This window comes from Prosthecobacter dejongeii (assembly GCF_014203045.1).
Classification (GTDB): Bacteria; Verrucomicrobiota; Verrucomicrobiia; order Verrucomicrobiales; family Verrucomicrobiaceae; genus Prosthecobacter; species Prosthecobacter dejongeii.
Map to the genome: position 1 here is coordinate 33825 of NZ_JACHIF010000003.1, position 24657 is coordinate 58481.

The 24657-nt window shown below is 61.1% G+C and carries 22 protein-coding genes; 14 read left to right on the forward strand and 8 right to left on the reverse strand.

What is annotated here, in order from left to right; genetic code table 11:
* Positions 1-33 precede the first annotated feature (33 nt).
* The 11 genes from HNQ64_RS08125 to HNQ64_RS08175 all read left to right on the forward strand — a co-directional run bounded on the left by HNQ64_RS08125 (position 34) and on the right by HNQ64_RS08175 (position 9125).
* Positions 34-930 carry a hypothetical protein gene (locus HNQ64_RS08125; RefSeq protein WP_184207329.1) on the forward strand — a complete coding sequence of 299 codons (897 nt, stop codon included), beginning with the start codon at positions 34-36 and terminating at the stop codon, positions 928-930.
* Between the two features lie 41 nt (positions 931-971).
* Positions 972-2309 carry a hypothetical protein gene (locus tag HNQ64_RS08130; protein WP_184207331.1) on the forward strand — a complete coding sequence of 446 codons (1338 nt, stop codon included), beginning with the start codon at positions 972-974 and terminating at the stop codon, positions 2307-2309.
* Positions 2306-2872 (forward strand): 2OG-Fe(II) oxygenase, encoded by a 567-nt coding sequence (locus HNQ64_RS08135; protein ID WP_184207333.1) that lies wholly within the window; start codon positions 2306-2308, stop codon positions 2870-2872. The genes HNQ64_RS08130 and HNQ64_RS08135 overlap by 4 nt, the downstream gene beginning before the upstream one ends.
* The gene (locus tag HNQ64_RS08140) at positions 2869-3057 is read left to right on the forward strand and encodes a hypothetical protein (RefSeq protein ID WP_184207335.1); all 189 of its coding nucleotides are present in this window, start codon (positions 2869-2871) and stop codon (positions 3055-3057) included. Before HNQ64_RS08135 ends, HNQ64_RS08140 begins: the two co-directional genes overlap by 4 nt.
* A gap of 243 nt (positions 3058-3300) precedes the next feature.
* Positions 3301-3684, forward strand: coding sequence for a DUF1353 domain-containing protein (locus HNQ64_RS08145; protein WP_184207337.1), 384 nt, complete (start codon positions 3301-3303; stop codon positions 3682-3684).
* Between the two features lie 14 nt (positions 3685-3698).
* Positions 3699-5153 carry a fibronectin type III domain-containing protein gene (locus HNQ64_RS08150; protein ID WP_184207339.1) on the forward strand — a complete coding sequence of 485 codons (1455 nt, stop codon included), beginning with the start codon at positions 3699-3701 and terminating at the stop codon, positions 5151-5153.
* Between the two features lie 53 nt (positions 5154-5206).
* A complete protein-coding gene (locus HNQ64_RS08155) occupies positions 5207-5476 on the forward strand; it encodes a hypothetical protein (RefSeq protein WP_184207340.1) in 270 nt (89 codons plus the stop codon).
* A gap of 30 nt (positions 5477-5506) precedes the next feature.
* Positions 5507-6541 carry a hypothetical protein gene (locus HNQ64_RS08160; protein ID WP_184207342.1) on the forward strand — a complete coding sequence of 345 codons (1035 nt, stop codon included), beginning with the start codon at positions 5507-5509 and terminating at the stop codon, positions 6539-6541.
* 275 nt (positions 6542-6816) lie between these two features.
* The gene (locus HNQ64_RS08165; protein WP_184207351.1) at positions 6817-7311 is read left to right on the forward strand and encodes a CHAP domain-containing protein; all 495 of its coding nucleotides are present in this window, start codon (positions 6817-6819) and stop codon (positions 7309-7311) included.
* 327 nt (positions 7312-7638) lie between these two features.
* Positions 7639-8085 (forward strand): IS200/IS605 family transposase, encoded by a 447-nt coding sequence (gene tnpA / locus HNQ64_RS08170; protein WP_184207353.1) that lies wholly within the window; start codon positions 7639-7641, stop codon positions 8083-8085.
* Between the two features lie 239 nt (positions 8086-8324).
* Positions 8325-9125 carry an FkbM family methyltransferase gene (locus tag HNQ64_RS08175; RefSeq protein ID WP_184207355.1) on the forward strand — a complete coding sequence of 267 codons (801 nt, stop codon included), beginning with the start codon at positions 8325-8327 and terminating at the stop codon, positions 9123-9125.
* Between the two features lie 251 nt (positions 9126-9376).
* On the opposite strand, the gene HNQ64_RS08180 is transcribed toward HNQ64_RS08175, so the two are convergent.
* Together HNQ64_RS08180 and HNQ64_RS08185 are read right to left on the reverse strand one after the other, a co-directional pair.
* Positions 9377-10354, reverse strand: coding sequence for a Gfo/Idh/MocA family protein (locus HNQ64_RS08180; RefSeq protein ID WP_221305389.1), 978 nt, complete (start codon positions 10352-10354; stop codon positions 9377-9379).
* A 1117-nt stretch (positions 10355-11471) separates the two neighbouring features.
* Positions 11472-14342, reverse strand: a complete 2871-nt coding sequence (locus tag HNQ64_RS08185) for a DUF1553 domain-containing protein (RefSeq protein ID WP_184207357.1) — start codon at positions 14340-14342, stop codon at positions 11472-11474.
* Between the two features lie 37 nt (positions 14343-14379).
* On the opposite strand from HNQ64_RS08185, the gene HNQ64_RS08190 reads away from it, so the two are divergent.
* Positions 14380-14706 (forward strand): type II toxin-antitoxin system Phd/YefM family antitoxin, encoded by a 327-nt coding sequence (locus tag HNQ64_RS08190; protein ID WP_184207359.1) that lies wholly within the window; start codon positions 14380-14382, stop codon positions 14704-14706.
* The gene (locus HNQ64_RS08195) at positions 14703-15041 is read left to right on the forward strand and encodes a type II toxin-antitoxin system RelE/ParE family toxin (protein WP_184207370.1); all 339 of its coding nucleotides are present in this window, start codon (positions 14703-14705) and stop codon (positions 15039-15041) included. The genes HNQ64_RS08190 and HNQ64_RS08195 overlap by 4 nt, the downstream gene beginning before the upstream one ends.
* Before the next feature lie 525 nt (positions 15042-15566).
* On the opposite strand, the gene HNQ64_RS08200 is transcribed toward HNQ64_RS08195, so the two are convergent.
* Positions 15567-16967 carry a DUF1501 domain-containing protein gene (locus HNQ64_RS08200; RefSeq protein ID WP_184207372.1) on the reverse strand — a complete coding sequence of 467 codons (1401 nt, stop codon included), beginning with the start codon at positions 16965-16967 and terminating at the stop codon, positions 15567-15569.
* 17 nt (positions 16968-16984) lie between these two features.
* Entirely contained in the window at positions 16985-17671 is a 687-nt protein-coding gene (locus tag HNQ64_RS08205) for a FadR/GntR family transcriptional regulator (RefSeq protein ID WP_184207374.1), read from the reverse strand.
* Positions 17672-18566: 895 nt separating this feature from the next.
* Between HNQ64_RS08205 and HNQ64_RS08210 the strand changes: the two genes are divergently transcribed.
* Positions 18567-19817: an MgtC/SapB family protein gene (locus tag HNQ64_RS08210; RefSeq protein ID WP_184207376.1), complete on the forward strand. Its 1251-nt coding sequence runs from the start codon at positions 18567-18569 to the stop codon at positions 19815-19817.
* A 414-nt stretch (positions 19818-20231) separates the two neighbouring features.
* Here the strand turns inward: HNQ64_RS08210 and HNQ64_RS08215 are convergent, their stop codons facing one another.
* The 4 genes from HNQ64_RS08215 to HNQ64_RS08230 all read right to left on the reverse strand — a co-directional run bounded on the left by HNQ64_RS08215 (position 20232) and on the right by HNQ64_RS08230 (position 24558).
* On the reverse strand, positions 20232-21203 hold the full coding sequence (locus tag HNQ64_RS08215) for a CNNM domain-containing protein (protein WP_184207384.1): 972 nt from the start codon (positions 21201-21203) through the stop codon (positions 20232-20234).
* Between the two features lie 220 nt (positions 21204-21423).
* The gene (locus tag HNQ64_RS08220) at positions 21424-22191 is read right to left on the reverse strand and encodes a M14 family zinc carboxypeptidase (protein WP_184207386.1); all 768 of its coding nucleotides are present in this window, start codon (positions 22189-22191) and stop codon (positions 21424-21426) included.
* Between the two features lie 21 nt (positions 22192-22212).
* A complete protein-coding gene (locus HNQ64_RS08225; RefSeq protein WP_184207388.1) occupies positions 22213-22395 on the reverse strand; it encodes a YezD family protein in 183 nt (60 codons plus the stop codon).
* A 939-nt stretch (positions 22396-23334) separates the two neighbouring features.
* A complete protein-coding gene (locus tag HNQ64_RS08230; RefSeq protein WP_184207391.1) occupies positions 23335-24558 on the reverse strand; it encodes a serine hydrolase domain-containing protein in 1224 nt (407 codons plus the stop codon).
* Positions 24559-24657: the final 99 nt, after the last annotated feature.

Genomic DNA, 24657 nt, shown 5'->3' on the forward strand with positions numbered 1-24657 from the left:
TTAACCCTGCGACGACGAACCTGACCTATGACGATGTTTTTTTCCCTCTTTCAAGAAGCGGCCGATGCTGGCCTGAGTGGTGGTGGTGCAGCAGCCCCAGCAGCGCCTGCCAACCCAAGCGGTGCAGCCCCAGCGCTGCGCGAACAAATTCTGCAATCGGATGGCCAACTCACCCCTGGCTGGCACGCTCACCTGGGCGGCGAGTTTAAAGATGCCGGGGCGCAGCTCTCGCGCTTCAAGACGTTCCCCGATGTGGTGAAGAGCCTGCTGCATGGCCAGCGCCAGCTTTCCCAGGCGCGGCCTCAGGTGCCGAATGAGAAATCCACGCCTGAGCAGATCCGTGCGTATCGTGACTACGTGGGCCTGCCGGAGGATGAACACGCGTGGGACATCGCCCGGCCAGACACGCTGCCCACGGGGGTGGAGTGGAATGAAGACCTGGCCAAGGGGGTGTCCCAGTGGGCGCGCACGCACCACATCCCCCCGCAGGCCGTGGGGAAGCTGGTGGAGACGTTTAACAACCTCACCGGCACGCAGAGCAAGGCGGCTTATGACAAGTTCATGGATCATTCCCTGGCCACCGTGCAGGCAGATGAGGTGGCGCTGAAGCGTGAGTGGGGAGATGACTACGGGCGGAATCTTTCGCTGGCCCGCCGCGCGGCCGCCACCGCAGGCCTCTCGGCAGATCACTATGCGCTGACGGATAAGGACGTGGTGAAGGCCCTGCACAAACTGGCCGTGGCCACGGGTGAAGGCCGCCTGGTCCCTGGCATGCCCAGCCCGCTGACAGGGGACCCACGCACGCAGGCGAACCAAATCCAGACGGATGCCGCCCACCCCCACTACGCGGCTTATCACAACCCCCAGCACCCGAACCACCGCGCCACGCGCAGCCTGGTGCTGAATCTCCTGCAACAAAACGGTCAGTGATTTAAAGGGTCTAGTTACGAGCCTAACAAAAAGAGCATTCTATGGCCATCCAATCTACCCATTCCAAAGTCCAGTATGTGGGCAATGGCAGCACGGTCACAGCTTACCCCGTGACATTCCCTTTCCTGGAGGCCTCAGACCTGCGCGTGCTGGCGGATGAAACGCTGCTGGTGCTGGGCGTGGGCTACACCGTGGAGGGCGGGGAAGGGGAGGAGGGCAGCCTTTTCACCCTGGAGCCGTGGGATGAAACCCACACGCTGACGATCTACCGAGAGACGGCTCTTTTGCAGCCGACGAGTTACGAGGACCAGGATGCCTTCCCGGCCAAGTCGCATGAGCGCGCGCTGGATCGCCTAACCATGATTGCTCAGGATCTGGATCGCATGACGAATCTGGGCGTGAAGATCAGCGAGATCCAAGATCCCCTGCAGGCCTTGTTGCCAGAGCCGGAGACGGTCATCGGCTTTGATGATGAAGGCGTCTTCGGCCTCATCCCGCGCAGCAGCTTCATCGGGCCCGTGGGTCCTGTGGGGCTCACCGGCGCCCAGGGTGTGCCGGGGCTTTCTGCGTATGAACTGGCGGTGACGCAGGGTTTCATGGGCAGCTACCACGCGTGGGACCTGTCTCTGCATTCGCAGGTGCCAGGGCCGGTGGGACCTGAGGGCCCGCCGGGTGCGCGGGGTTTCACCGGTCCTATAGGGCCTATCGGCCCGGTGGGTCCCGTGGGGCCATCCGGTGGGCCGCCTGGACCTCCTGGGCCCACGGGTCCGGCAGGCGAGGATGGTCTTGACGGCAAGGATGGTAAAGACGGCAAAGACGGTGTGGATGGGCTTAACGGCCTCGACGGTATTCCTGGTATGCCGGGCCTGCCCGGTGGCGAAGGCTTCCCCGGCAGTGCCGGAAGCGATGGTTCGCCTGGCTCAGACGGTGGCCCTGGGCCGCCAGGGCCGGAGGGTCCACCAGGCCCTGCAGGCCCCGCTGGCCCGCCCGGTGCAGATGGCCCCACCGGCCCCGCTGGGACGAAGGAGGCCATCGTCCCCACCACGCAGGGTCCACGCGCCCTGTATTGCATGGAGTCACCGGAGGTCTGGTTCTTTGACATCCTGCGCGTGGCCCTGGGCACGCAGCCCGGTGGTGTGCCGGTGGACCCATTGTTCATGGAGGTCATCGCCCCGCACACGCTCTGCCTCCTGGCCGCATATCCGCCTGTTCCAGTGCAGTTGAGTGAAGGCGTGCTGCACCTGCCTGCGGGCACGGGCCATGTCACGCTGACGCTGGCGGGCATTCGTCAAGGCTGCGAGGGCCGGCGGTTTGAGCCGCGCACGCTGGCGCAGATGCAGTTAAACAATCAACGCTGGAGGCACCTGTCCGGACGATGAAAGCCTGGTGGCAACTTTTTTCTGAAGCCTTCACCCCGGCGGAATGCCAGGGGCTGATCGACTACGCGCTCACTCATCCGGTGCAGCAGGGCAGCATCGGCCATGGCGGTGCCAATAAGGTCAATCCGAACATCCGGCGTTCTAAAGTTCGCTGGTTAGGCCGCCAGGATGCGAAGCTCTTCCCCTTCTATGCCCGCATCGCTGACATGGCCGAGCGAGCGAACAATCACGCCTTCGGCTTTGACCTGCGGCAGTTTCGCGAGCTGCAATTCACCGAGTACGATGCCGGTGATGAAGGCCACTACGGCTGGCATGAGGACAATGCGTGGAAGGCCGGGCTGGAGGTGGAACGCAAGATGTCCATGGTCATCCAGCTCAGCGACCCTGCGGACTACGAAGGCGGGCGGCTGGAGCTGCAAAACGATCCGTTAGGCCCAGAGCAATTCACCCGCCGGGGCGATGTCCTGTTTTTCCCTGCCTTCAATCGGCACCGCGTCACGCCCGTCACCCGTGGCCGTCGGTACTCCCTGGTGACCTGGTTCACTGGCCCTGCCTTCCGATGACTGCCCACGCCCAAGAACAAATCACCGATGTGTGCCGCGGCATCGTCGGCATCACCGCCCCTGTGCTGGGCGTCACCGTCTCTGCCCTGGCCGAGATCGAACAATGGCTGCGCATCGCCTCCCTCACGGGCGGGCTAGTGGTCTGCGCCCTCACCATCCGCTCCCTGCTGCGCAAGCGCGAGTGAAAGCCGCGAGAGATCCGTAGGCCGGATGTGTTCGGCGCAAAAGACCTCGCAGACATCTGCTGCCACCTCCGCCGAACTATCCGGCTGGCCCCTGAGCGCCCGCAGCCCTGGGGATGTCCGTCCCGCCACCGAGCAGCCGGATAGTTTGGCCAAGTTCCCGCAAAAAAACTCGAAGCCACTCCCGCCAAACACATCCGGCCTACGCCCAACTTAAGCCACCGCCTAACAAACCATTCACTCAAAATGCCACGTCAGCCGCAAATCTCTGCCTTAGAAAATCCCGGCCTGTTCTTTGGGCGGCCCCTGTATGCCCTGGAGGGGGACTGGACCTTCACCGTGGCAGGCCACGGCAGCTTCACCATCCCCTCCGGCTATCGGTTTGATGGTGCCAGCGTGCCGCAGGTCCTGTGGGGTTTCCCCTTCGGTTACACCCCCTTCGGCGTGCACATCGGCGCGGCGCTGGAGCATGACTGGCTGTGTGATACCCGGGTGATCCCACACACCGCCGCCCATGCCCACTTTTACCGCCGCCTGCAGGAAGACGGCCTGCGCCCAGGCCAGGCCTGGATGATGGGGCGGGCTGTGCAGCTCTTTGGCCCGCGCTGGAAAATGCCCGTGAAAAAGTAAACACACCTCTGGTTATGCAGCTCGGACACGGCATCGCCCTCCTCACCCCACCGCGCAGCGCCTCCGGGCCTGTGCTGGTGAATCTCACCCCACCGCAGATCAGCTTCAGCAGCAGTCAGCCGCGTGGCTACGCGGGAGATACCGCCACTGCCACCCCCGGCACCTGGGCAGGCGCACCCACCGCCTATGCGTATCAATGGCGCATCAATGGCAGCCCCATCCCAGGGGCCACCAGCAGCAGCTACGCCATCCCCAGCGGCATCCCTGCCACCCAGGCCCTCACCTGCCGCGTCACCGCCACCAGTGCCACGGGCAGCACTTTCAGTGACAGCAGCCCGCGCCCTCTGCACCGCACGCTTTATTATAAAAGCGAAATCTCCAGCGACTGGTTCGGCGGTGACTGGTTCCTGGAAAGCGAAGGCATCACCGAATCTACCGACCCCGCCACGCATGACCGCGTGGTCATCAACCAACTCCTCAATGAAGGCCAGCCCGAAGGCCTGCTGCTGGACCACGTCCTCATTGAAAATGCGGAAGTCTGGCTCACCGGCATCACCTGCCGTCAACTCGTGGTCCAGGGTGGCACCGCCTGCGGCATGATCACCGTGACGGGTCACGCGCTCTTTGAAAACAGCGCCATCATGGCCGGAGAGCTCAGCGCCCCCACCGCCACCTTCCACGCGAATTCCACCCTCCAGGGCGTCGCTTTCATCACAGATCATGTCACCTTCAGCGATAGCAGCGGGCAAAACGGCAACCTCACAGGCAATGCCACCTTCGGCATCGAATGCAGCAACAACGGCAGCACTGAAGGCAGCCTCACCTTCCAGTTCGGGAGTTACAATCATGGTAGCATCATCGGTTATGCCGCCTTTTACGGCAGCGTGAGCAATAGCCAGCCCATCAATGGCGATGCCCAGTTCAATGACGACAGCATCAACTACGGCAGCATCACCGGGAACCTCGAATTGCAGGGGAATGCACAGAACTACGGTGACATCGCAGGCACCGCCAGCGTGTATCATCCCTCCACCTTTCCCATGGGCGGTAGCGCGGCCCACATCTACTACTACGGCTACGTCTTTGGCTGCACAAATTCCTCCGCCACCAACTATGACCCCTCCGCCAATACGGACGATGGCACCTGCTATTACGAACCACCCCCGGGTGATCCCCCTGGCCTTTTTAATGCCATCACCATCGCGGGCAATTACGGCAGCGAAGGCAGCCCCGGCCTGGACCTGAGCTGGGAATACTCCAGCAACGCCAGCGGCTTTTACATCACCCTCTACGATGCCGCAGTGACAGAGATGACCACGCTGGATGTGGGCTACGCCTTTGAAGTCACCAGCGCCTTCCTGGGCGTGCTCTCACCGCAGACCCCGTACCACCTCAAAGTCACCGCCTACAACGCCTACGGCAGCACCGACTGGTACAACGGCATCGCCCCTTACCTCATCGAAGGATGAGCCCCTTTCTCCTCAGAGAAATACCCCAACCTAACCAAAAACACGACCACCCTATGAACGATGCCCATGCCAATCGCGGCTTTAAAAAGTGCTCCGGCACCAGCCCTATCAACCTCGCCAGCAGCCCGCTGCAAGGCTTCACCCCCATCAATGGCGACGTCGTCTTCGCCGCCCTCACCCTGCCCGCCACACGCGGTTCCGCCAGTTACACCGGCGTCGCCGCTTCCCTGGTGGGAGACACCTTTTTGGAAGGCGTCTATTACCCCCTCCCGCTCACCGGTTGCACCCTCACCAGCGGCAGCTTCATCGGCTGGCTCGACTGAGTTTGAAAAAATCTGAATCCATCCTTTGTTATGCACCTCGGTCACGGTCACAGTCTCGTTAGCCCCTGTCGTCGCAGCCTCAGCGAAGATCCCCTTCACCGGGTGGACTTCGCCCTGCGCCTGCAGACCCACAACGGCGTGGCCGTTTCAGAAGAAGGCGCCTACGTCCTAACGGCCGGGGATGGGGCCGTGGGGCAGTATCGGTATGAATGGCACGTGGGCGGCGTGCGTCATCGCAATCAACTCACCGGGTGGTATTTCACCCAGGTGGTGGATGGCGTGAACGACTGGTGGGGCCTCTTCGATGCCAGCGACACCCTGCGCGGTTACGGCGCCACGCCGCTGGCCGCGAATCCCGCCGAAGCCGCCCCCTACAGCGTCTGCGGCGATCCCGTCTTGCAGCTCGTGCCCAACTACGCCCCCCTGGGCCTCTATCAAGACCTCGCCTGCACCGTGCCCGCCACCATCGAAGGCGACCCCATCGCCGCCTGGCGCGACGAACTCTCCCCCAGCGGCCTGATCGCTGTTCAGGCGGAGGGGGAATTCCAACCTGTGTTGCGCTTTCGAAATGGTTTTCCTACCGTCGAATTCGATGGTGTAGATGATTATCTCTTTGTGACTAGTCCATGGTCGTTCACAGAATGCGTTCTCACCGCTGGTTATTCAGATGAATCGGTCAACAAGGCTTATTGTGTCGCCGAACAACAGCCGAGCACAGATACATGGTGGAGAGAGACTTACACCACACCTCAAATCGGCTCTTTTGGTGTGTTTCGTGGAGATCGTTTGTCAGGCTATCCTACGTTCATGCCAAAGCACCCAATGGTGCTTTCTGTGGCTTCAGGAGTTCAATATGAAGTCTTTATTGATAGTGTGTCACAAGGTGTGCAAAGCGGTAATTTCCTAGCAGGCGCAAATCTTGGTATTGGATCATCAGGTTCGACCAATCCGGTGGTCTTAATTAATAAGGCGTTGGATGGCTGGATGGTAGCCTTAGTCCTATCCAGTCATATCTCAGATCGCTTGTTGATTGAGCCCTATATCCAGAATTTGATGCCACGCTGAAGCACCGTTGATCTGACAAAAAAATAAGCCGTCAAAAGCCTTTCCTCATCCTGGAAGGACGAAAGCCAATAGCAGGGCAGTGAAGGCGCGAAGAGCCGAGAACCCCCGGATACTCGGATAACAAAACGTGTGACTAAAAGTGCGTCCTGGAAGGACGCGAGAAAGCCACACTTCGGCCTGCGGATTACGAGATAGGATCCCCCCTTCTCGCGTCCTTCCAGGACGAAAGGCATCAAACAATGAAGTGAATAGAATAACAAGAGAGACCGAATCATATGAACCTACCCGGAAAAATCATTGAAATTGCCACCGCAGAAATCGGCGTAGAAGAGGAAAACGGAAGCAACTGCGGACCCCGAGTGAACTCCTATAAAGCCGCCACCTGGCTGCCTGCCGATAAACCTTGGCCCTGGTGCGCAGCCTTTGTCTGTTGGGTCATTCAACAAGCCTTGAAGGTCACCGGAATACCAGAAACACCGACCTTCCAGCGACCTCAAACAGCGGGTGCTTGGGACTTTGAAACCTGGTCCAAAAAACAAGACACCACCACGTGGACCAAGAAGCCCCATGGCGGCGATATTCTACCGGGTGACATCATCATCTTCACCTTTTCACACATCGGCATCGCCCAGAGCGCCCCCCTTCCTGACGGCACCCTATGGACCATCGAAGGGAACACGGACGCCGCTGGCAGTCGCGAAGGAGGCGGCGTCTTTCGCAAACGCCGCAAGCTCTCCCAAATTCGCAGCCGAATTCGCTTTCGAGTTTAAGAGCCAAGTTCTTCATTGAAGGAACAAGCTCTGTTATCTTCCATGTCTCCTTCTTTGTCCCAGAAAGACGAGAGCTATCAACCGGGATAGCGTGGTCACATTCAGACCACCATCGCTCTCCCTTCTTCGCCCTGGAAGGGCGAGAGCCATTAGCCGGGGGTGGAGGTGCGTAGCACCGGGAACCCCCGGACCTTCGAGACTCAAATACACCCCGCCAGCGTGGCCTCCTGGAGGGAGGCGAGAAAGGTCGCCGTTATCTCGATTCCGCCGAGTCTTCAATTCCTCCTTGCATGCCTTCTTTCCCAGCTAGGATTGAGCTAAACTCGCGTGGCTTCCACACACCTCTCACTCCACTATCATTTTGTGTTCTGCACAAAAAATCGTCATCCGTGGTTTCCTCCGAGCATTCGAGACCGTGTACATGAATACGTGGGTGGCATCATTCATGGCGTGGATGGGTTTCCTCATGCAGTGGGTGGCACCGCTGATCATATCCATGTGTTTGCGGGACTGCGTGCGACTCACTCGATTGCCGATGTCATGCGGGAACTGAAAAGTGAATCATCTCGTTGGATCCATAAAGAACTCCGTCTAGCAGGCTTTGCATGGCAGGAAGGATATGGTGCTTTTACTGTCAGTGCTTCGAACATTGAGTCCGTGCGAAATTATGTCTTGAACCAAGAGCAACATCACCGGGTCAAAACTTTCCAGGAAGAATACGTCAAGATGTTACAGCTTGGGATGGTGCCCTATCAAGAAGCTCATCTTTGGTAAAGAGCGTACCCTTGAAGCGAGGGCACCTTTCTCGCGCCCCTCCAGGGCGCTTTGCATTAACTCTCGTGTGATGTATGCCGTCCGGGGGTTCCCGGTGCTTCGCACCTCCACCCCCGGCTAATGGCTCTCGCCCTTCCAGGGCGATTCCTGAAAATGAATGGGGGGACTTCCAGTTTGCGGAAACTTATTTTCTTGAGTATCAGAGCGCCTGCTCCCAATTTGGACTTTGCCCCTATTTTATGGACTGGATTCGACTCATTAAAAACATCCCTCGAAGATTCAGAGAGGAACAGTCCGAACAACTGACTTACGCGAACCAGCACAAAGATGCATATCGCTGGATTTATCTGAATCAGGATATTCGCTTTTGCTGCCCTAGCGACGTGCTGGCCACCTGGGTGTGGCGGTTTCACGCCTTTACGCTCGGTGGACGTGCTGAACTTTTTAGCTTCTTAAAACTAGCCAAAGGCTGCACACGCCTACTGGATGTCGGTGCCTCGGCGGGTATTTTCAGTGCCTTGTTTGCCAACACTCGTTCCAAGGCTGAGATTCTTGCAGTCGAGCCTGATGTGCCGAGTTTTAAGTTGCTCAATGAAACGGCTGCTTTGAACTCTCCAGAGAGTGCTTGCTGGCGCTTTTCGCCTTCAGTGATCAGCCATGAAACGGGCCTCTTCAAATTCACTTCCACTGGATTTGGCGGAGATATCAGTGCTGAGGGGGAGAGCGTTCAAGGACATACGCTCTCGAGTCTTTGTGCAGCCGAATCTTATGTGCCTGATTTGTTGAAGATGGATATTGAGTCTTATGAGTATGAGGCTCTCTTGGCGTCAGAAGTATGGCTGCGTCAGCATCGCCCCAGGATTTTTCTGGAGCTTCATTTTACTTTGCTGAAACAGCGTGGGAAAGATGCTCAAGAAGTGGTGAACTTTTTAAATCGTCTAGGTTATCAACCTGTGGATGGAAGTAGCTTTGAGCAAGCGGTGAAGTCCACACTTGATCACGCTGGCTGCGCACGGTTGGCCTTGGTGATGAAGCATTAGAATGGTGAATGTCATGCTGTTTGTTAGGCTTATCTGCTTGTGTATTTGAAAATGGGGTGCATTTAGATCTCGAAGGTCCGGGCGTTCCGGTGCTTCGCACCTCCATCCCCGGCTAATGGCTCTCGCCCTTCCAGGGCGATTCCTGAAAATGAATGGGGGGACTTCCAGTTGGCGGAAACTTATTTGTTGGGAGTGTGCTAGCGCGTGATTTCTAGTAGGGAGTGCGAAGCTGGGAGCTCAGCCAACGAGTCTTAGCCTACCTCCCTCACGCCCCCCACCTCCTCCAACACGCCTCTCACAGACACGGTCGCTCCGCCTTGGTCTCGGCTGCGGAGGCCGGCGATGATCACGGCCATGAGTTCCACGGTTTCGGCAAAGGGCAGGGGACGCACGCCGGTGCGCAGGAGGTCCACAAAGGCCACCAATTGCGCGCGAAAGGCGGTGTAGGTATCGGCATGTTTGAGGGCTAGATCTCCCCGGGTGCCGTAGAGGTGGATGGCGCCGAAGCTGCCGTAGGCATCGTGAATGGCGCCGATCGTCACACGCACGCCGCTGGCATGGGTGAGGTGCATCACATCGCCCCCGGCATCGCTGTGCGCCTGCACGGTCTGAAAGCCTGGGCCTAACAAAGGGGATAGAGCCTCCAGGGCATGGATGCCGTAGCGTTCCCAGGTCTTGCACGTGAAGCTGGTGATCCAGCGCAAGTCCCCCACGTGGGCCTGCTGCGCGGCATGGAGCTGCATCTCGGGCATGTAACGCATGCCGCTGGTGGAAAGCAGCACGTGACCCTGAGCATGCCACTGCACAAACTGCCGCAGATCAGCCACGGTGGTGGCCAGGGGTTTGTCAATGAACACGGGCAAGCCAGCCTCAATGAACGGGCGCACACGCCTCACATGATCCTGGCCGTCATCCGTGGCCACGATGACGGCATCCACCTGGCCGATGACGTCCTCCGGCTGCGCCACCACGTGAGCGATGCGGCTGGCGGCGGCCACCTTCGGCGCATCGGTGGGATCATCCGTCCACACATGCGTCACACGCGCGCCGGGGATGCGCACCGTCTCCAGCGGCTGCTTGCCCAGGTACACCGGGATGCCCGCATACGGACACGCCGCCATGGCCACGGGATCGTAACCATTGACGATGGCGCTCCAGGAATACGGGTGGCCATTGCCCTCGATCATACCCAGCATGGCCAGGCGCAGTTCACGGTCAGAAGAAATCATGCGGATAAAAAACAGTCGTCAAACCAACGCGAGCCGACGAGGAAAAATCGCGTGGGTACGCGGAAAAAAAGACCGAACGAGCTGGGTTACGCTTCGCGTCTGTTGGCGGCTGAGGGCAGGATCCAGGGACTGCGATTGCGAGATGGAAAGGGCTGGAAGCCCTCATTCCTTGGGGGGCACAAAGGCCGAACGGGGGCGTGATCCCGCAGTCGCGGGACAGGCGCATGTGCGCTCCATGGCGAACGATGCATCTTGGGGCGGACGGCATCACTCGGAGAGTGATGGATACTGTACTGGCGGACGATGCGTTTTGGGGCGGACGCATCACTCGGAGAGTGATGGATACTGTACTGGCGGACGATGCGGACAGGTGCGAAGCGAATGTCCGCGCTCCGCTCGGGAAGGTGCAAGGGGGCGGACGGGGCATGAGATGGGAGTTCCGCGAGGACGCAAAACTCGGCACGCGAGACGCGTGCGCTCCATGGCGGACGATGCGTTTTGGGGCGGACGCATCACTCGGAGAGTGATGGATACTGTACTGGCGGACGTGGCCCTTTCCCCACCCCGCTACGCATGGGGACCCTGCGCCCTACCTTCCCTTGCGCCGTCCCCCGCCCCGGAGGGGCGAAAGAAGAGTAGCCGGGGGCGGAGCGAGGCTTGGCGAGCGAGAACCCCCGGACTTGCGAATAACCAACGATGTGGCAAGAGATGCGCCCTGAAGGGGCGCGAGAAAGGCACTCGCACCGAGACGTCCACACCTCCGACACCGCAGGCCCGCCGACGGAGCGCGAATATCCTATTCGCCTCACCTTCCCAGCGCCCCGGAGTTCTAGACACTCCCGTTCGCCGTACAGTATTCATCACTCTCCGAGTGATGCGTCCGCCCCCAGCCATCTTCGTCCGCTATCGAAGGTCTTCACCACAGCATTCCCGCTTTTCCCCCAGACCGTCCCACGTGCAGGACGGGGCGACAGTGCACGGCCCCCCTCGTTTCAGGCCAGGAACGTAAACACACCTCTTGTTAATCCTGCCATCCTGTTAATCCTGTAAAAAAGCGGTGCGAGTGGGCGGGTTCTCATTCCCGAGCAAAGGCGGAATAGACAAATCACACCCCCCACTACTCCAGGTAGATCAATTCATTCGCATTCAGCAAAGCACGCGCCAGAGCGGTGCGCCCTTGAGTTTCTAGAAAGCGTGCTCCGGCCTGCCTCTCCGCCTCCGTCGGCGCCCGTTGAAAGAGGATTTCATAGGCCTGGGGCAGGGGATCGCGCGCATCCAGGCGCTGGGCGAGTGCCGCCGCCATGTCCAGGGTAAAGGCGTGATTCAGCAGCGTCAGCGCCTGCATGGGCGTGGTGGTATTTGCCCGGCGCGGCGCGGCAAAGGAGATGTCCGGCAGGTCAAAGTCATTCAGCACATCCACCACACTGGCGCGGGCATTTTGATGATACACTGCGCGGCGATACGTCTCCGGCCCATGCACATCCAGCGGCGTGTAGGTGGTGACGTTGTTTTGCATGGCCTTGTACAGGCGAAAGCCCGGCCCACCCGCAGGCTCCAGCTTCAGCATTCCCGCCACCGTCAGCAGCGTATCACGCACCTCCTCAGCGGTGAGTCGGCGCGGGGGAAAACGCCACAGCAGCCGCGCCTCTTGATCCACCTGTGCAGCCTCGGCGCGATGCTGCCCGGACTGCCGATACGTTTGTGATAGCAAGATCTCCCGATGCAGCGGCTTCAGCCGCCACCCATGGGCGATGAGTCGGCGCGCCAGGTAATCCAGCAGTGCCGGGTGCGTGGGCTGGCTGCCCAGGAAACCAAAGTCGCTGGGCGTATCCACCAGCCCCGTGCCGAAGTGGTACTGCCACACGCGATTTGCCAAAACGCGAGCCGTCAGCGCATTCGCATCGTTGGTTATCCAGCGGGCCAGTTCCAGCCGCCGCTGCCCTTCGGGTGCATCTTGTGATAGGGCAAATTTGGGCGTCAGATCTGCCAGCACTTGCAGGCTGCTAGGCAGCACAGCCGCCGCCGGTTTCATCGGGTCACCACCCACATGGACAAAGGTGGCCTCCTTCGGCTGCGCATGCGTGCCTGCCCACACCTGCGGCAGCGCGGGCACAGCGGCCACCTTACGCTGCACCTGCGCCAGGTCGCGATCCAGCTTCGCGAGCTGCGCCGTCTCCTCTTTGGTGATCACCGTGCGGCGTGCTTTGGCGATGCCATGCGCCGGACTCCAGGCCTCGCGCCCGGCATCGCTGGCCACCGTTTGCCACGTCTGGCCATCCAGAGAGACCTGCACCTCATACTCACACGGTGTGGCCCCGCGCACCTTGCTTTCGTCAATCTCGCGCCCGCCTTTCGCATTGATGAAGGTGATGCCTTGAATCTTCTGAACTTGGGGAAAAGTCAGCGTCAGCACCGCTGGGTGGCCGATGAACCACTGCTCGCCAAATTGGCCATCAATGCACAGTTGCGGCCCGTAAGCCTCGGGGAAATCTTCCGCCGTGGCAGACTTCGCCCCTGCCGCCTGGGTGCCCAGGCTGGCCAGCGCCACATTGCGCGGCGTGGTCTCCGCGCTCCACACCTGAAATTCAGTGAGCTTGCCCGCGCCCGCCTTGCCCCCTGGCTCGGTGGTCAGGGACTGGATGACGAAGCGCACCTGCCGCGCCTCCACAGGTGGGAAGGTTTCCTCCGTGCCATGCACGTCTATCTTGGGGCGCGTGGGTTTCATCTGCGCATAGGCCGCCTTCGCTCGCTGCTCCACCTGCGCATTCAGTGCCGCCTTGGTTTCATTGAGTTTTGCCATCCTTGCGGTTAGGGGTTTCATCGCGGCTGCATGGGCCGCGCGCTGCTCCGCACTGGCGATGACTCGCCGCCCATGGGTCACCCCCTCAAAGGCCGCACGAAGGCGGTAATAATCCTCCGTGGGGATGGGGTCGAATTTGTGATGGTGACAGCGTGCGCAATTGATGGTTAGGCCCAGGAAAGCCCCGCCCGTGGCCGTGATCATGTCATCCAGCGTGGCCGCGCGGATGTTCTTCTGCGCCACCGGGTCTTGATTCCCCACATCGTCATAGGCCCCCGCCACCAGGAAGGCGCTGCCCACCTCCACCTCCGGTTCATCCTTGCCGATGACATCGCCCGCCAGATGCTCGGTGATGAATTGATTGAATGGCTTGTCCGCATTGAGCGATCGAATGACGTAATCCCGAAACGGCCACAGATCATCAATGACGAAGTTTCGTTCAAAGCCATTGCTCTCGCCAAAACGCACCACGTCCAGCCAGTGGCGGCCCCACTGCTCCCCATAGCGCGGGCTGGCTAGCAGGCGATCCACCAGCGCCGTCGTGGCCGCCTCCGCATCGGCCGTGTACGCCATCTCAAAAGCCGCCACCTCAGCCGCCGTGGGCGGCAGGCCCGTGACATCGTAGCTCATGCGGCGGATCAGTACCCGTGCCTCCGCCGGGCCATTCAGCACCAGCTTTTTCTCCGCCAGGGCCTGAGTGATGAAGCCGTCAATCGCCCCTGTTTTAAACTTGGTTAGGTCGCTCGAAACATCGCGCAGCGGTTGCAGGGACCACCAGGTTTTATCCGCCCGCTTCGCCTCCATCTTCACGCCCGTGCGCGGGTCTGGCGCGCCCATTTTCACCCAGGTGATCAGATCCGCGATGACCGCCTCTGGCAGCTTCGGTTTCTTCGGCGGCATCTCCAGGTCCGGCTCCAGATGTTGCAGCGTGCGGATCAGCAGGCTCGCTTCTGGTTTGCCAGGGATGATCACGGGCTGGCCACTGTCACCGCCCTTTTCCCAGCCAGCCTTCGAGTCCAGGTAAAGATTCCCCTTCAGCTTCTTCGCCTCCGCGCTGTGGCAGGCGTAGCAGTGCTCCACCAAGACCGGGCGGACTTTCTGCTCAAAGAAGGCTACATCTGCCGCTGCCCCTAGAGGGAGTGCTGCGCTGCCCAGAAAAGCCAGGACCAAGAGGTAAGAATGCTTCATGAAGGAGGGGAGGATTTGATTGCTAAAACACAGAATCATGTGTTTACTTCTGGGCATGGAGATTTCCTTGAAAGATGATGTGGTGAGCCTCACGGATTTTTCGCGAAACACGCGGAAGCACACCCGTGCCTTGGCAAAGAACCACCGCCCTCGGGTGCTGACGCACAATGGCAAAGCCGCCGTGGTGGTGATGTCGGTCGCCGCTTTTGAGGCACTGTCCCATGAGGCGGAGGAACACCGCCTGGATGTGCGCTTGCAGACTGCCCTGAACGACTATGCCAAAGGCCGCCCTACCCAGCCAGCAACCCAGGCTTTTGAGGGCATCCGCCGTCGTGCTGCCACACGCCGCCAGCCTGTCCCATGAGCTGGACTCTGCACCTTGCACCTGAGGCCGTGCGCTGCATCGAAGACCAGATGCTCTGGTATGAGGAGGATGACCAGCGTGGTGGGTCAGGCCTGGCAGATCGTTGGTTAGGCAAGCTGGAGGAGGCTCTGTTGAAACTAAGTCTGCACCCTGAACGGCACGGATTCGCCCCAGAAAATGGCCGCTGGCAGCCTCACCTAGAGCTGCGCCAGATGCGCTTCGTCCCCTGGAAATCAAAGCCCGGTTGGCGTCTCCTGTACGTGCTAGATGAAGACCGCAAGCAGCTAACGCTTTTGCAGGTCCGTCATGAAAAACGCCCGTGGCTGGTTGAATAGAGGACATTCCTCGTGTGGCTATGAAACGAACTTCATCTACGCCGGGGCTGCGGGTGAAATCCATCGGGTAGATTTGATCGTGTGGCATTGGCCTAACGGAGAGGGTACTCCGTAAACACATTCGAAAATAAGAACCTCCCTCGTCATACGCTGCCTTTCGTCCTGGAAGGACGAGAGACCCTAGCCGGGGGTAACGCGAGGCACGAGCAAAACCCCCGGAGATGCACACGCCCATTGTGTTCGTTCGCCAAGCGTCCTGGAGGGACGCGAGAAGGGACAAGGGGTCTTCTAGAATCGGATCTTTCTCGCCTCCCTTCAGGAGGCCCCGCTGACGGGAGACTCCCTCATCTTGTTCATCCGGGGGTTCCCGGTGGCTACGCCGCCTCCACCCCCGGCTAAGGGCTTTCGTCCCTCCGGGACGCGGTGAAGCCTCACTGAGAAAAACCTCGGCGCGCTCCATCTCCCGCTTAGAGACGATTTTCAAAGGCTGGTTTTGCGATCTCATGACCTGAAAAAACCGCCCCTTCACGCTAAGATCGGTGCCAGCACGTGCCCGTGCACATCCGTGAGGCGGCGATTCGTGCCGTTGTGGTAATAGGTGAGTTTTTCGTGATCCAGGCCTAACAGGTGAAGGATGGTGGCGTAAAAATCATACACGCTGGTCACGTCCTGCACGCTGCGGCGGCCAAAGTCATCCGTGGCCCCGTGGCTCACGCCGCCTTTGATGCCTGCGCCCATCATCCAGGTCGTGTAGGCATCCGGGTTATGGTCGCGGCCAGAGGTGCCCTGCTGGTGGGTGGGCATGCGGCCAAACTCCGTGCACCAGATGATGAGCACATCATTCAGCATGCCGCGCTGTTTCAGGTCTGTGAGCAGGGCGGCGGTGGGTTGGTCAAAGATGGGGCCGTGGCGTTCATAGTCGGCCTTCAGCGTCTTGTGCGCATCCCAGTTCAGCAGGCCATCCACCGCGCTCGCGCGCGAGGCACAGTACAGGCTTACGTAGCGCACGCCCTGCTCTAGAAAGCGCCGGGCTAACAAACAGTTGCGTGCGTAGGCGGCCTTCAGGTGATTCGCATCATGGGTCCCATAAAGATCCTGGATGTGCTGCGGCTCGCGGGAAAGGTCACTCACTTCCGGCGCGGTGAGCTGCATCTTTGCCGCCAGTTCATAGGCCGCCATGCGCGCCCGCAGTTCCTCCTGGCCGGGGTGGGCCTGGGCATGCTGTTGATTGAGAAAGTGCAGGTACTCCCGCGTGGCCTTTTCCTCCGTGGGCGAGATGGCTGCCGGACGCGCCAGATTCCGCAGCGGCTGCTGTGCGGCCATGCTCACGGCCTGGTGCTGCGCCGGGAGAAAGCCATGGCTCCAGTTAGACTTGCCGTTAGGCGGCTCCCCACGCAGATCCTGGATGGAAACATACGTGGGCAGGTTTTCATTCAGGCTGCCCAGGCCGTAGCTCACCCAGGAGCCCGCGCTGGGGAAACCATCGCGGGTGAAGCAGGAGTTCATCGCCACACAGCCCGGCCCGTGCGTGTTCGTGCGGGAGGCCATGCTGTGGATAAAGGCGATGTCATCCACATGCCGCGCCATGTGCGGCAGCAGGGAGGTGATCATCTTCCCACTCTGGCCCGCAGGCACAAAGTCCCAGGGCGAGCGCATGAGGTTGCCATTTTTTCCCTGGAAACTCACCTCGGCCTCACCCCCGGGCATGGGGGTGCCGTGGTACTTTTCCAGCAGCGGTTTGTGATCCCAAAGATCCACATGAGAGGCTGCGCCAGGGCAAAAGATCTGCAGCACCTGCTTCGCCTTTGGCGCAAAGTGGGGCTGCTGCACAGGCGCACCATCCATCAGGCGTGTCAGCGCCACCCCCGTGAGTCCGGTGCTCATGCGATCTAAAAAAGCACGGCGAGAAAGAAAAGTTGCATTCATGGTTAGGCGGGATGGGTTCAGTTCAGTCCCAGGTCCTCACGGGCAGTGACCAGGTGCTTGTGCATGGCGCGGGCAGCCGCAGCGCCATCCCCCTGCTCGATGGCCTTCACCACCGCCCCATGCTGGCGGATGGCGGTGGCGGGCGTCACGCGCTGGTAACCATGCTTCAGGCTGGCCTGCAGCAGGTCTGAAAGTGAGTGCATCAGTAGCCCCGCGATCTGGTTTCCCGAAAGCACGGCCAGTGTGCGATGAAACTCCATGTCAGCCATGACCGATTCCTCAAACGTGGTCGCTAGCGCCAGTTTCTCATGCACCGCTCGCAGCGCCTTCACCTGCTTCGGCGTCGCACGCTCCGCTGCCAGTCGCGCATTCTCAGGCTCCACCATCAGCCGCACTTCGATGAGTTGCCGCAGCCTTTCCGTGGCCTCCGGCACCAGCAGTTCCAGCGCGCCGGTGAGCGGCTTGTGCAGGTGATTCACCGTGCGGATGCCCAGCCCCTGGCGGATCTCCAGCAGACCCTGCTGCTCCAGGCGTTTTGTCGCCTCGCGCACCACGCTGCGGCTCACGCCCAGTTGCGTGGCCAGTTCGCGCTCCGTCGGCAGCCAGTTTTCATCCTCCGCCACATCCCGCCGCGCGATGGCAGCCAGGCTTTGACAGACTTTTTCCACCAGAGAAGGTGGGCGGGCGATGGTATCAAGGATCATGGCAGGGTGATCAGGTGGTCAGACCACGGTTAGAACGGAATCCTTGGTAATAGTATTTCAAGGAATTTATAGAGTAGGGGATAAGCCCGCCGCTGGGACCCCGTGCCTGGTCGTCATGTCACGCTCGCGGGACGGTCTTGGGGAAAAGCGGGAATGCTGGGGTGAAGACCTTCGATAGCGGACGAGGATGGCAGGGGGCGGACGCATCACTCGGAGAGTGATGCATACTGCACGGCGAACGGCGGTGTGGAGGACTCCGGGCGTGCTGGGAGGGTGAGGCGAATAGGATATTCGCGCTCCGTCGGTGGGCCTTCGGTGGCGGAGGTGTGGATGTCTCGCTCCGTGTGCGCTTCTCGCGCCCCTCCAGGGCGCTTTGGCTTTGACGCGTGTGTTGTTAGGCGTAGGTCCGGGGGTTCCCGCTCGCCAAGCCTCGCTCCACCCCCGGCTACCCGCTTTCGCCCCTCCGGGGCGGGGGAAAGGCCACGTCCGCAGGTACAGGATGAATCACTCTCCGAGTGATGCGTCCGCCCCAGCCAAGCCACGTTCGCGAGGGGCGCGCAGACATCTTGCGTGCTGAGTTTCGCGTCTCGCGGAACTTCGTTTTAACGGCCCACCCGTCCCCTTGAACCGTTTGGCCTCCGGTTGTCATCCACCACGCCACCTTTTCCCATTCCACCTGCTGGCGCAGGCAGCTACGGGCCTGCTGCCACCGGCTCTTAGCGACGATCCCATGCCCCTCACGTGCTTGGTCTCGCGATGGCCCCTTTTGAAGACACGGCATACCTTCAAAATCCCTCTCTCATCCGAATCCTTTGAGCCTCACCGTGCACCCGCCTCCATAATGCATCCTCGCCTAACCAAAAGCGCTCTTGTATAACCTCGCCTCCCTGCCCTCATGAATCCGAATGAACTCCTCAGCCTGCAGCAACTCGTCATTTCCCTCGGGTTGGGCTTGCTGCTGGGGCTGGAGAGGGAGAGATCTGAAAGCATCATCGCGGGCATCCGCACGTTTCCTTTCATCGCCCTGCTGGGCACGGTGTGTGCGCAGCTTTCCAGCGTGACCACGGCGTGGGTGCTAGCGGCTGGCCTGCTAGCGGTGACGGCCATCGTTGTCTTTGCCAACTACACGAAGATCCGCAGTGGCGAGACGGATGCGGGGACGACCACTGAGTTTGCTGCGCTGCTCCTCTATGCCGTCGGTGCCTACATCGTCCTCGGCAGCATCGGGCCTGCGCTGGTGCTGGGCGGCATCATGGTCATCTTGCTGCATCTCAAGGAGCCGATGCACCGCGCCGTCACAGCCATGGGGCCACATGACATGCGCGCGATCATGCAACTGGTGCTCATCAGCATCATCATTTTACCCGTGCTGCCGAATGAAGCCTACGGCCCGTATGGGGTGTGGAATCCTTTTAAAATCTGGCTCATGGTCGTCTTCATCGTCGGCATCAGCCTCAGCGGTTACGTGCTCTACAAACTCTTTGGGGCAAAGGCGGGGGCACTGCTGGGCGGACTCATCGGCGGCCTGGTTTCCAGTACGGCAACGACGGTGAGCTTTGCCCGGCGTTGCGCGGCGGAGGCGAATCTGGCCCCGCTGGGCGCGTTCATCATCATGATGGCCTCGTGCATCTCTCTGGTGCGCGTCTTGGTGGAGGTGGCAGTGGTGGCGCCCGGCATCTTGCAGGCGCTGGCTGCACCGCTGGGGATCATGCTGGGGGCCTGCCTGCTCATCGCGGGCACACTGTATCTCATCAGTCGTCGGCACCCTGGGGAAATGGCGGAGCAAAAGAACCCGGCAGAGTTTAAGTCAGCGCTGTTTTTTGGTCTCCTGTATGCGCTGGTGATCTATGGCGTGGCAGAGGCGAAGGCGCGCTTTGGCGAAACGGGGCTCTACGCCATCAGCGCCATTTCTGGCCTCACGGACATGGATGCCATCACGCTTTCCACCACGCAGATGGCGGCCAGTGGCAGCATCACCACGCGCCTGGCCTGGCACTCCATCCTGATTGCGGCCATGGCGAATTTTGTTTTTAAACTGGGCACCGTCGCGGTGTTGGGCTCACGCGCTTTGCTGCTGCGCACAGCGGTGGCCTTTAGCTTGGCACTGGCGGCGGGCACGGCCTTGCTGCTGCTGTGGCCTTGGTAAAAGGGGGCTGCGCCCCCGCCCCGGAGGGGCGAAAGCCGGTAGCCGGGGGTGGAGCGAGGCTCGGCGAGCGATAACCCCCGGACCTACGCCTAACAAAAAACGCGGCAAATCCAAAGCGCCCTGGAGGGGCGCGAGAAAGGTGCTCGCACCGAGCCATCCGCCCCTCCACACCTCCACACCTCCGACATCGCAGGCCCGCCGACGGAGCGCGAATATCCTATTCGCCTGACTTTCCCGGTGCGCCCGGAGTCCCTCACGCCGCCGTTCGCCCCCTCGCGAACGAAGCCTGGCTGGGGCGGACGCATCACTCGGAGAGTGATTCATCCTGTACCTGCGAACGTGACCCTTTCCCCACCCCGCTGCGCCTGGGGACCCTGCGCCCGACCTTTCCCCCTTGCTCCTCCCACCCCACGGCTACACACGCGCACCCATCAGCACTTTCATCACGTCATCCAGGGTGATCCACCCGGCCATGCGGCCACCGGGGGCGTCCACCAGCGCAGCCACTTCCTGCTTTTCCAAAAACAGTGCCAGTAGCTGCGTGAGGGAGGCCTGGCCATTCATGTGCAGGGCCGGGCGGATCAGCTTCGTCCAGTCAGCCGTGGCCGGCGTGGTGAGGTTCTGCACAAACAGCTCGCGCACGCGAATGTAGCCGATCAAGCTGTCCGGGCTGCCATCCAGGCTGACGGGGTAACTGCGATGCAGCTTCGGCCCTACCGCCTGGACGTTTTCCAGCAGAGACAGGCGCGCATCGAAGACACGCACCGCCTCCTTCGGCACCATGGCCGTCTTCACCCGCCGTGCGCTGAGGGTGGCGGCGTGGATCATGATGATCTCTTCCTGGTTATGCAGCAGTTGCTCCGCCTTCGCCGCCTGCACCAGGGTGATGATGTCCATGATGTGGTCACTCTGGCTGCGGCCATCGGACGTGCGGCTCTTCAGCCGTTCGCAAAATTTTTCCATCAGCAGCACCAGCGGGTAGCACAGGCGCAGCATGAGAGTCAGCGGCCCGATGAGCCGGGGGGCAAAACGCGCCGCATGATGCACACCGATGATCTTCGGCGCCATCTCCCCACCGAAGAGAACCAGGATGGACATGAGGATGGAAAAGACCCACAGCCACTCCGCCCCATAGAGGCCCGTGAAAAGCGCACCCGCCAGCGTGGCCAGGCCCGTATTTGCCAGGGTATTAAAGACCAGGATGGCGGAGATGGGCCGCTCGATGGCGTTCTTCATCTCCAGCCAGCGCCCCGCACTGCGGATGCCCTTTTTCTCCTGCAACTTCAGCTCCAGAGGATTCAGGCTCAGCAGCACCGCCTCCGTCAAAGAGCAGGTGAAGGACACGACGAGAACGGTGGCAGAGATGGCGAGGAGCAGCAGCAGCATCGGGGGAGGGGACGAGGGATGAAGCCCAAGACGAGCAGAAACCCCGCCCAGCATGCTCGCTTAAAAAAAGCACGCCTGAGCTCAGGTGCAGACTCGCCCATAGGCAGGGCATGCGCCCTCAGTCACTTCGGCTGGGAAAGACCTTTTGCGGGCACCGAGAAAACGGGCCCGAGACCGAAAGTGGCGGCCGAGGGCGCGCCCCGGGGGGGGGAGAGAAAGATTACAAGTTCGCCGCGTAGGCCTGGAGCTGGCGGTATTCCGCCAGGATGGTCTTCACCGCTGCCACCGTGGCGCTGACCTGATGGTGCATGGGGGCCAGCGCGGGCGTTTCAAAGACGATCTCCAGCGGCTTCGGATGCTGCTCCGGCGGCGCGCTGAGGATGCCGTGATACCCTTCTTTGATGATGCCGCGGGAGGCGAGGAAACCATCAATGATGGGCAGCTCATTGCGTGGCAGAGATTCCGCCGCCGCCGTCAGCGCAGGCTCCAGCAGGTGCTCACTGAGGAGGGCCCCACTGACAAAGCCGTAGCAGCCATCAGAGTCGTCATCGGCATGCAGAGAGACGATGCCATCGTAGCGCTCGCGGCGCAGCTCGCTTTCCAGGTAGATGATTTCAGGCTCGATGGACCCGTACCAAAATTCGCGATTCAGATCCAGCCCATTCTGATTGTGGCGGATGCCCAGGTTCCGGCCTGTCGGATTGCAGATGGGGAAAAAGTGCAGCTCAAAGTCATGCAGCTCCTCCGGCTTTTCCGCCGCCCACTGGATCAGCTCCTGGATGGCCAGCGTGCCCGCTTCCTCATCGCCATGGATCCCGCCGAAGATGCCAAACTTATAGCCCTGGCCCTTCTTCAGCGGTTTGCTGATGATCTTAGGGATGTAGATCCCCTGGTCTGGTGGCAGGCTTTCCAAAATGAGGCGTGAAGGGGCTGGCCGCAGCGGCGTGTGACGGCTGCGGGAGAGGTGAACAGGGGGAAAGGTAGGCATGATAGCGTGAGCGGCAAGGGACTACTTCTTCACAGGGATCTGCGTGGTCTCAGAGGAAAGGCGGGTCTTCTCCGTGCTCTCCACCTGCGTCACCCGCCCCTCATGGACGATGATCTGCACCGAGCCAAAACGCATGGCGCCGACCTTTTGACGGACGATTTCCAACCAGGCTTCGGATTCTGTTTCGGCGGTGTTTTGACTCATAGACGCCCAATTCCTATCTTTCATATCTACACCCGTCAAGTAGGATATAAACCAAAAATCGAATATTCGTAGCATCGCGCTCTCAGACCCAGCCCCCCCTTCATCGGCTCTCAATCAGCCCTCGTTCCTCCTGGACCGAACCACTTCGTTCGCTCCTTCATTCCGATCTCCCCAAAGCACCTCCCCCTCGTCCCGGAGGGGCGCGAGAAAGGTCGCTTGCACCCTTTCGAGGTCGGCGGAGATGGCCACACCGCTGGCAGCCTTCCAGGATGCGACCTTGGGTGGGGCGACGTCTTTGCCCAACCAGGGGTGCGTTCGTCCCGCAGGCGGGACTCACTTGACCCCGGGCTACCCGCTGCGATGCCTCCGGCATCGGGGGACTGAGGGGGCGGACGATGCGTTCTGGGGCGGACGGCATCACTCGGAGAGTGATGGATACTGTACTGGCGGACGTGTGCAGGCTCAAGGAGTGAGGCCATCCTGGCCTCATCGAGCGGGGAAGAAGAGGGCTGGAAGTGCTCACACCTTGCCGGTGCCAGGGGGCGGACGTGGCCTGTCTGGGGCGGACGGCATCACTCGGAGAGTGATGGATACTGTACCTGCGGACCTGGCCCTTCCCCTCACCCCGCTGCGTATGGGGACCCTGCGCCCCACCTTTGCCCCTTGCACCCCGCCCTGGAGGGGCGAAAGAATCATAGCCGGGGGTGAAGGTGCGCAGCACCGAAAACCCCCGGTCCCCCGCCTAACCAACAACGCACCCCCACCAGATGCGCCCTGGAAGGGCGCGAGAAACGCCCTCCCGCTCTCAATATCCCGCACTTCCCGTCCGCCCTGCTGCCCAGACCGTTCCGCATGCGGGACGGGACGACAAGGCACGAACCTCCGGCCAGCGGGCCGTGCCCCTACCCTGTCCATCCTCTTAAAAAAAACGTTTTCTCCTCAGTCCACGCGCACGGCAGCGCAGACCATTTCCAGCAGGCGACCGAGGCCGCCGGGACCTTCGAAGAAGGCATTCGTCACGGGTGGCTGCCAGCCAGTGCGGTCGCTAGTGGGTGGGGGCTGGGGGAGGCGGGTCAGCTTTTCATCATACTGGCCGTCTTTGCCGCCCAGTTTGTACACCACCAGGTCCAGCGAGGGCACCACATACAGGCAAAAGCCGCCCGCACCGGATTTCCAAAAGGCATCGCGCGGGGCCCCGGCCACGTGGCCATCGGCATTGTGCTCCCACTGGAGGCTGAAGGGGGTGTGGGGGTTGTACGGGCTCCAGGTCTGGCATTTTTCGATGTAGCTGGCGGGCACGAGCTGTTGGCCCTGCCACTGGCCTTTCTGCGCGAGGCAGTAGCCAAAACGCATGACATCCGTGGCATGCAGCGCGGTGCTGCCCGCGCCATTGGCATGCGCCATGACAGTATCTCCCCGGTAGAGGCAGTAGTTCCACGCACCCCAGCCCTGCGGCACGGCCAGGCGGGTGTGCAGGTAGTCTTTGAGCTCCATGCCGCTGACGTTGCGCAGGACGATGCTGGCGATGTGGGGGGAGGGGCTGGAGTAGGAGTAGCCAGCACCGGGATCGCACCACAGCGGCACGTCCAGGGAGGACTGATCAATGGCCTTCACATCCTGGCCTTTCACGGGCTTCAGCGGACGGGGTTTCGGGTCGCCTTTCACATAACCGCTGGGGGCCTGGCCTTCGCCCCAGTAGCCGGCGGTCATGCAGAGGAGCTGGCCCAGGGTGATCTGCGCCTGGCGGGGATCTTTCAGCGGTAGGGCCTGGGGCAGGTAGGTTTCATTGAAAACTTTCGTGTCCAGCCCCTGGGGGATTTTGTCCTTAAACTCCTCCAGCATGATGCCGCAGGCGATGCTGCAAAAGGCCTTGCCGGTGGAGGCCATGTCGGGATTCGCATTCCGGCTGGCTTTGCCAAAGTAACGCTCGAACACGAGGTAACCGCGCCGCACGACGACGAGGCCGCCATTCGCCGTGCTGCGCTCCGCCGTGATGTAGGCGGGCTCCAGCTTCGCCACGTCCACGCCAGCCAGGTCGCGGGCGGGTTTCACCTCCGTCGCCTCGCGCCAGCCCCCGGCGCTATCCGGCGGGGGAAAGTAGGGCGTGGCGGCAGGCAGGCTGCCCAGGAGGGCAAAGGTGGTGAGCAGGGCGGGGCGTAGCATGGCGCACTGTGGGCGGGACCTGGGGCAGCGCTAGGGGGATTTTAAAAGGAGCGCGCCGGGGGGTAAAAGGGAGCGATCGCGGGCAAAAGAGCCCACGGG

Excerpts from the sequence above, each read along its gene's own strand:
- HNQ64_RS08125 (WP_184207329.1), top strand. The coding sequence starts at position 34 with ATGTTTTTTTCCCTCTTTCAAGAAGCGGCCGATGCTGGCCTGAGTGGT.
- HNQ64_RS08130 (WP_184207331.1), top strand. The coding sequence starts at position 972 with ATGGCCATCCAATCTACCCATTCCAAAGTCCAGTATGTGGGCAATGGC.
- HNQ64_RS08135 (WP_184207333.1), top strand. The coding sequence starts at position 2,306 with ATGAAAGCCTGGTGGCAACTTTTTTCTGAAGCCTTCACCCCGGCGGAA.
- HNQ64_RS08140 (WP_184207335.1), top strand. The coding sequence starts at position 2,869 with ATGACTGCCCACGCCCAAGAACAAATCACCGATGTGTGCCGCGGCATC.
- HNQ64_RS08145 (WP_184207337.1), top strand. The coding sequence starts at position 3,301 with ATGCCACGTCAGCCGCAAATCTCTGCCTTAGAAAATCCCGGCCTGTTC.
- HNQ64_RS08150 (WP_184207339.1), top strand. The coding sequence starts at position 3,699 with ATGCAGCTCGGACACGGCATCGCCCTCCTCACCCCACCGCGCAGCGCC.
- HNQ64_RS08155 (WP_184207340.1), top strand. The coding sequence starts at position 5,207 with ATGAACGATGCCCATGCCAATCGCGGCTTTAAAAAGTGCTCCGGCACC.
- HNQ64_RS08160 (WP_184207342.1), top strand. The coding sequence starts at position 5,507 with ATGCACCTCGGTCACGGTCACAGTCTCGTTAGCCCCTGTCGTCGCAGC.
- HNQ64_RS08165 (WP_184207351.1), top strand. The coding sequence starts at position 6,817 with ATGAACCTACCCGGAAAAATCATTGAAATTGCCACCGCAGAAATCGGC.
- HNQ64_RS08175 (WP_184207355.1), top strand. The coding sequence starts at position 8,325 with ATGGACTGGATTCGACTCATTAAAAACATCCCTCGAAGATTCAGAGAG.
- HNQ64_RS08180 (WP_221305389.1), bottom strand. The coding sequence starts at position 10,354 with ATGATTTCTTCTGACCGTGAACTGCGCCTGGCCATGCTGGGTATGATC.
- HNQ64_RS08185 (WP_184207357.1), bottom strand. The coding sequence starts at position 14,342 with ATGAAGCATTCTTACCTCTTGGTCCTGGCTTTTCTGGGCAGCGCAGCA.
- HNQ64_RS08190 (WP_184207359.1), top strand. The coding sequence starts at position 14,380 with ATGTGTTTACTTCTGGGCATGGAGATTTCCTTGAAAGATGATGTGGTG.
- HNQ64_RS08195 (WP_184207370.1), top strand. The coding sequence starts at position 14,703 with ATGAGCTGGACTCTGCACCTTGCACCTGAGGCCGTGCGCTGCATCGAA.
- HNQ64_RS08200 (WP_184207372.1), bottom strand. The coding sequence starts at position 16,967 with ATGAATGCAACTTTTCTTTCTCGCCGTGCTTTTTTAGATCGCATGAGC.
- HNQ64_RS08205 (WP_184207374.1), bottom strand. The coding sequence starts at position 17,671 with ATGATCCTTGATACCATCGCCCGCCCACCTTCTCTGGTGGAAAAAGTC.
- HNQ64_RS08210 (WP_184207376.1), top strand. The coding sequence starts at position 18,567 with ATGAATCCGAATGAACTCCTCAGCCTGCAGCAACTCGTCATTTCCCTC.
- HNQ64_RS08215 (WP_184207384.1), bottom strand. The coding sequence starts at position 21,203 with ATGCTGCTGCTGCTCCTCGCCATCTCTGCCACCGTTCTCGTCGTGTCC.
- HNQ64_RS08220 (WP_184207386.1), bottom strand. The coding sequence starts at position 22,191 with ATGCCTACCTTTCCCCCTGTTCACCTCTCCCGCAGCCGTCACACGCCG.
- HNQ64_RS08225 (WP_184207388.1), bottom strand. The coding sequence starts at position 22,395 with ATGAGTCAAAACACCGCCGAAACAGAATCCGAAGCCTGGTTGGAAATC.
- HNQ64_RS08230 (WP_184207391.1), bottom strand. The coding sequence starts at position 24,558 with ATGCTACGCCCCGCCCTGCTCACCACCTTTGCCCTCCTGGGCAGCCTG.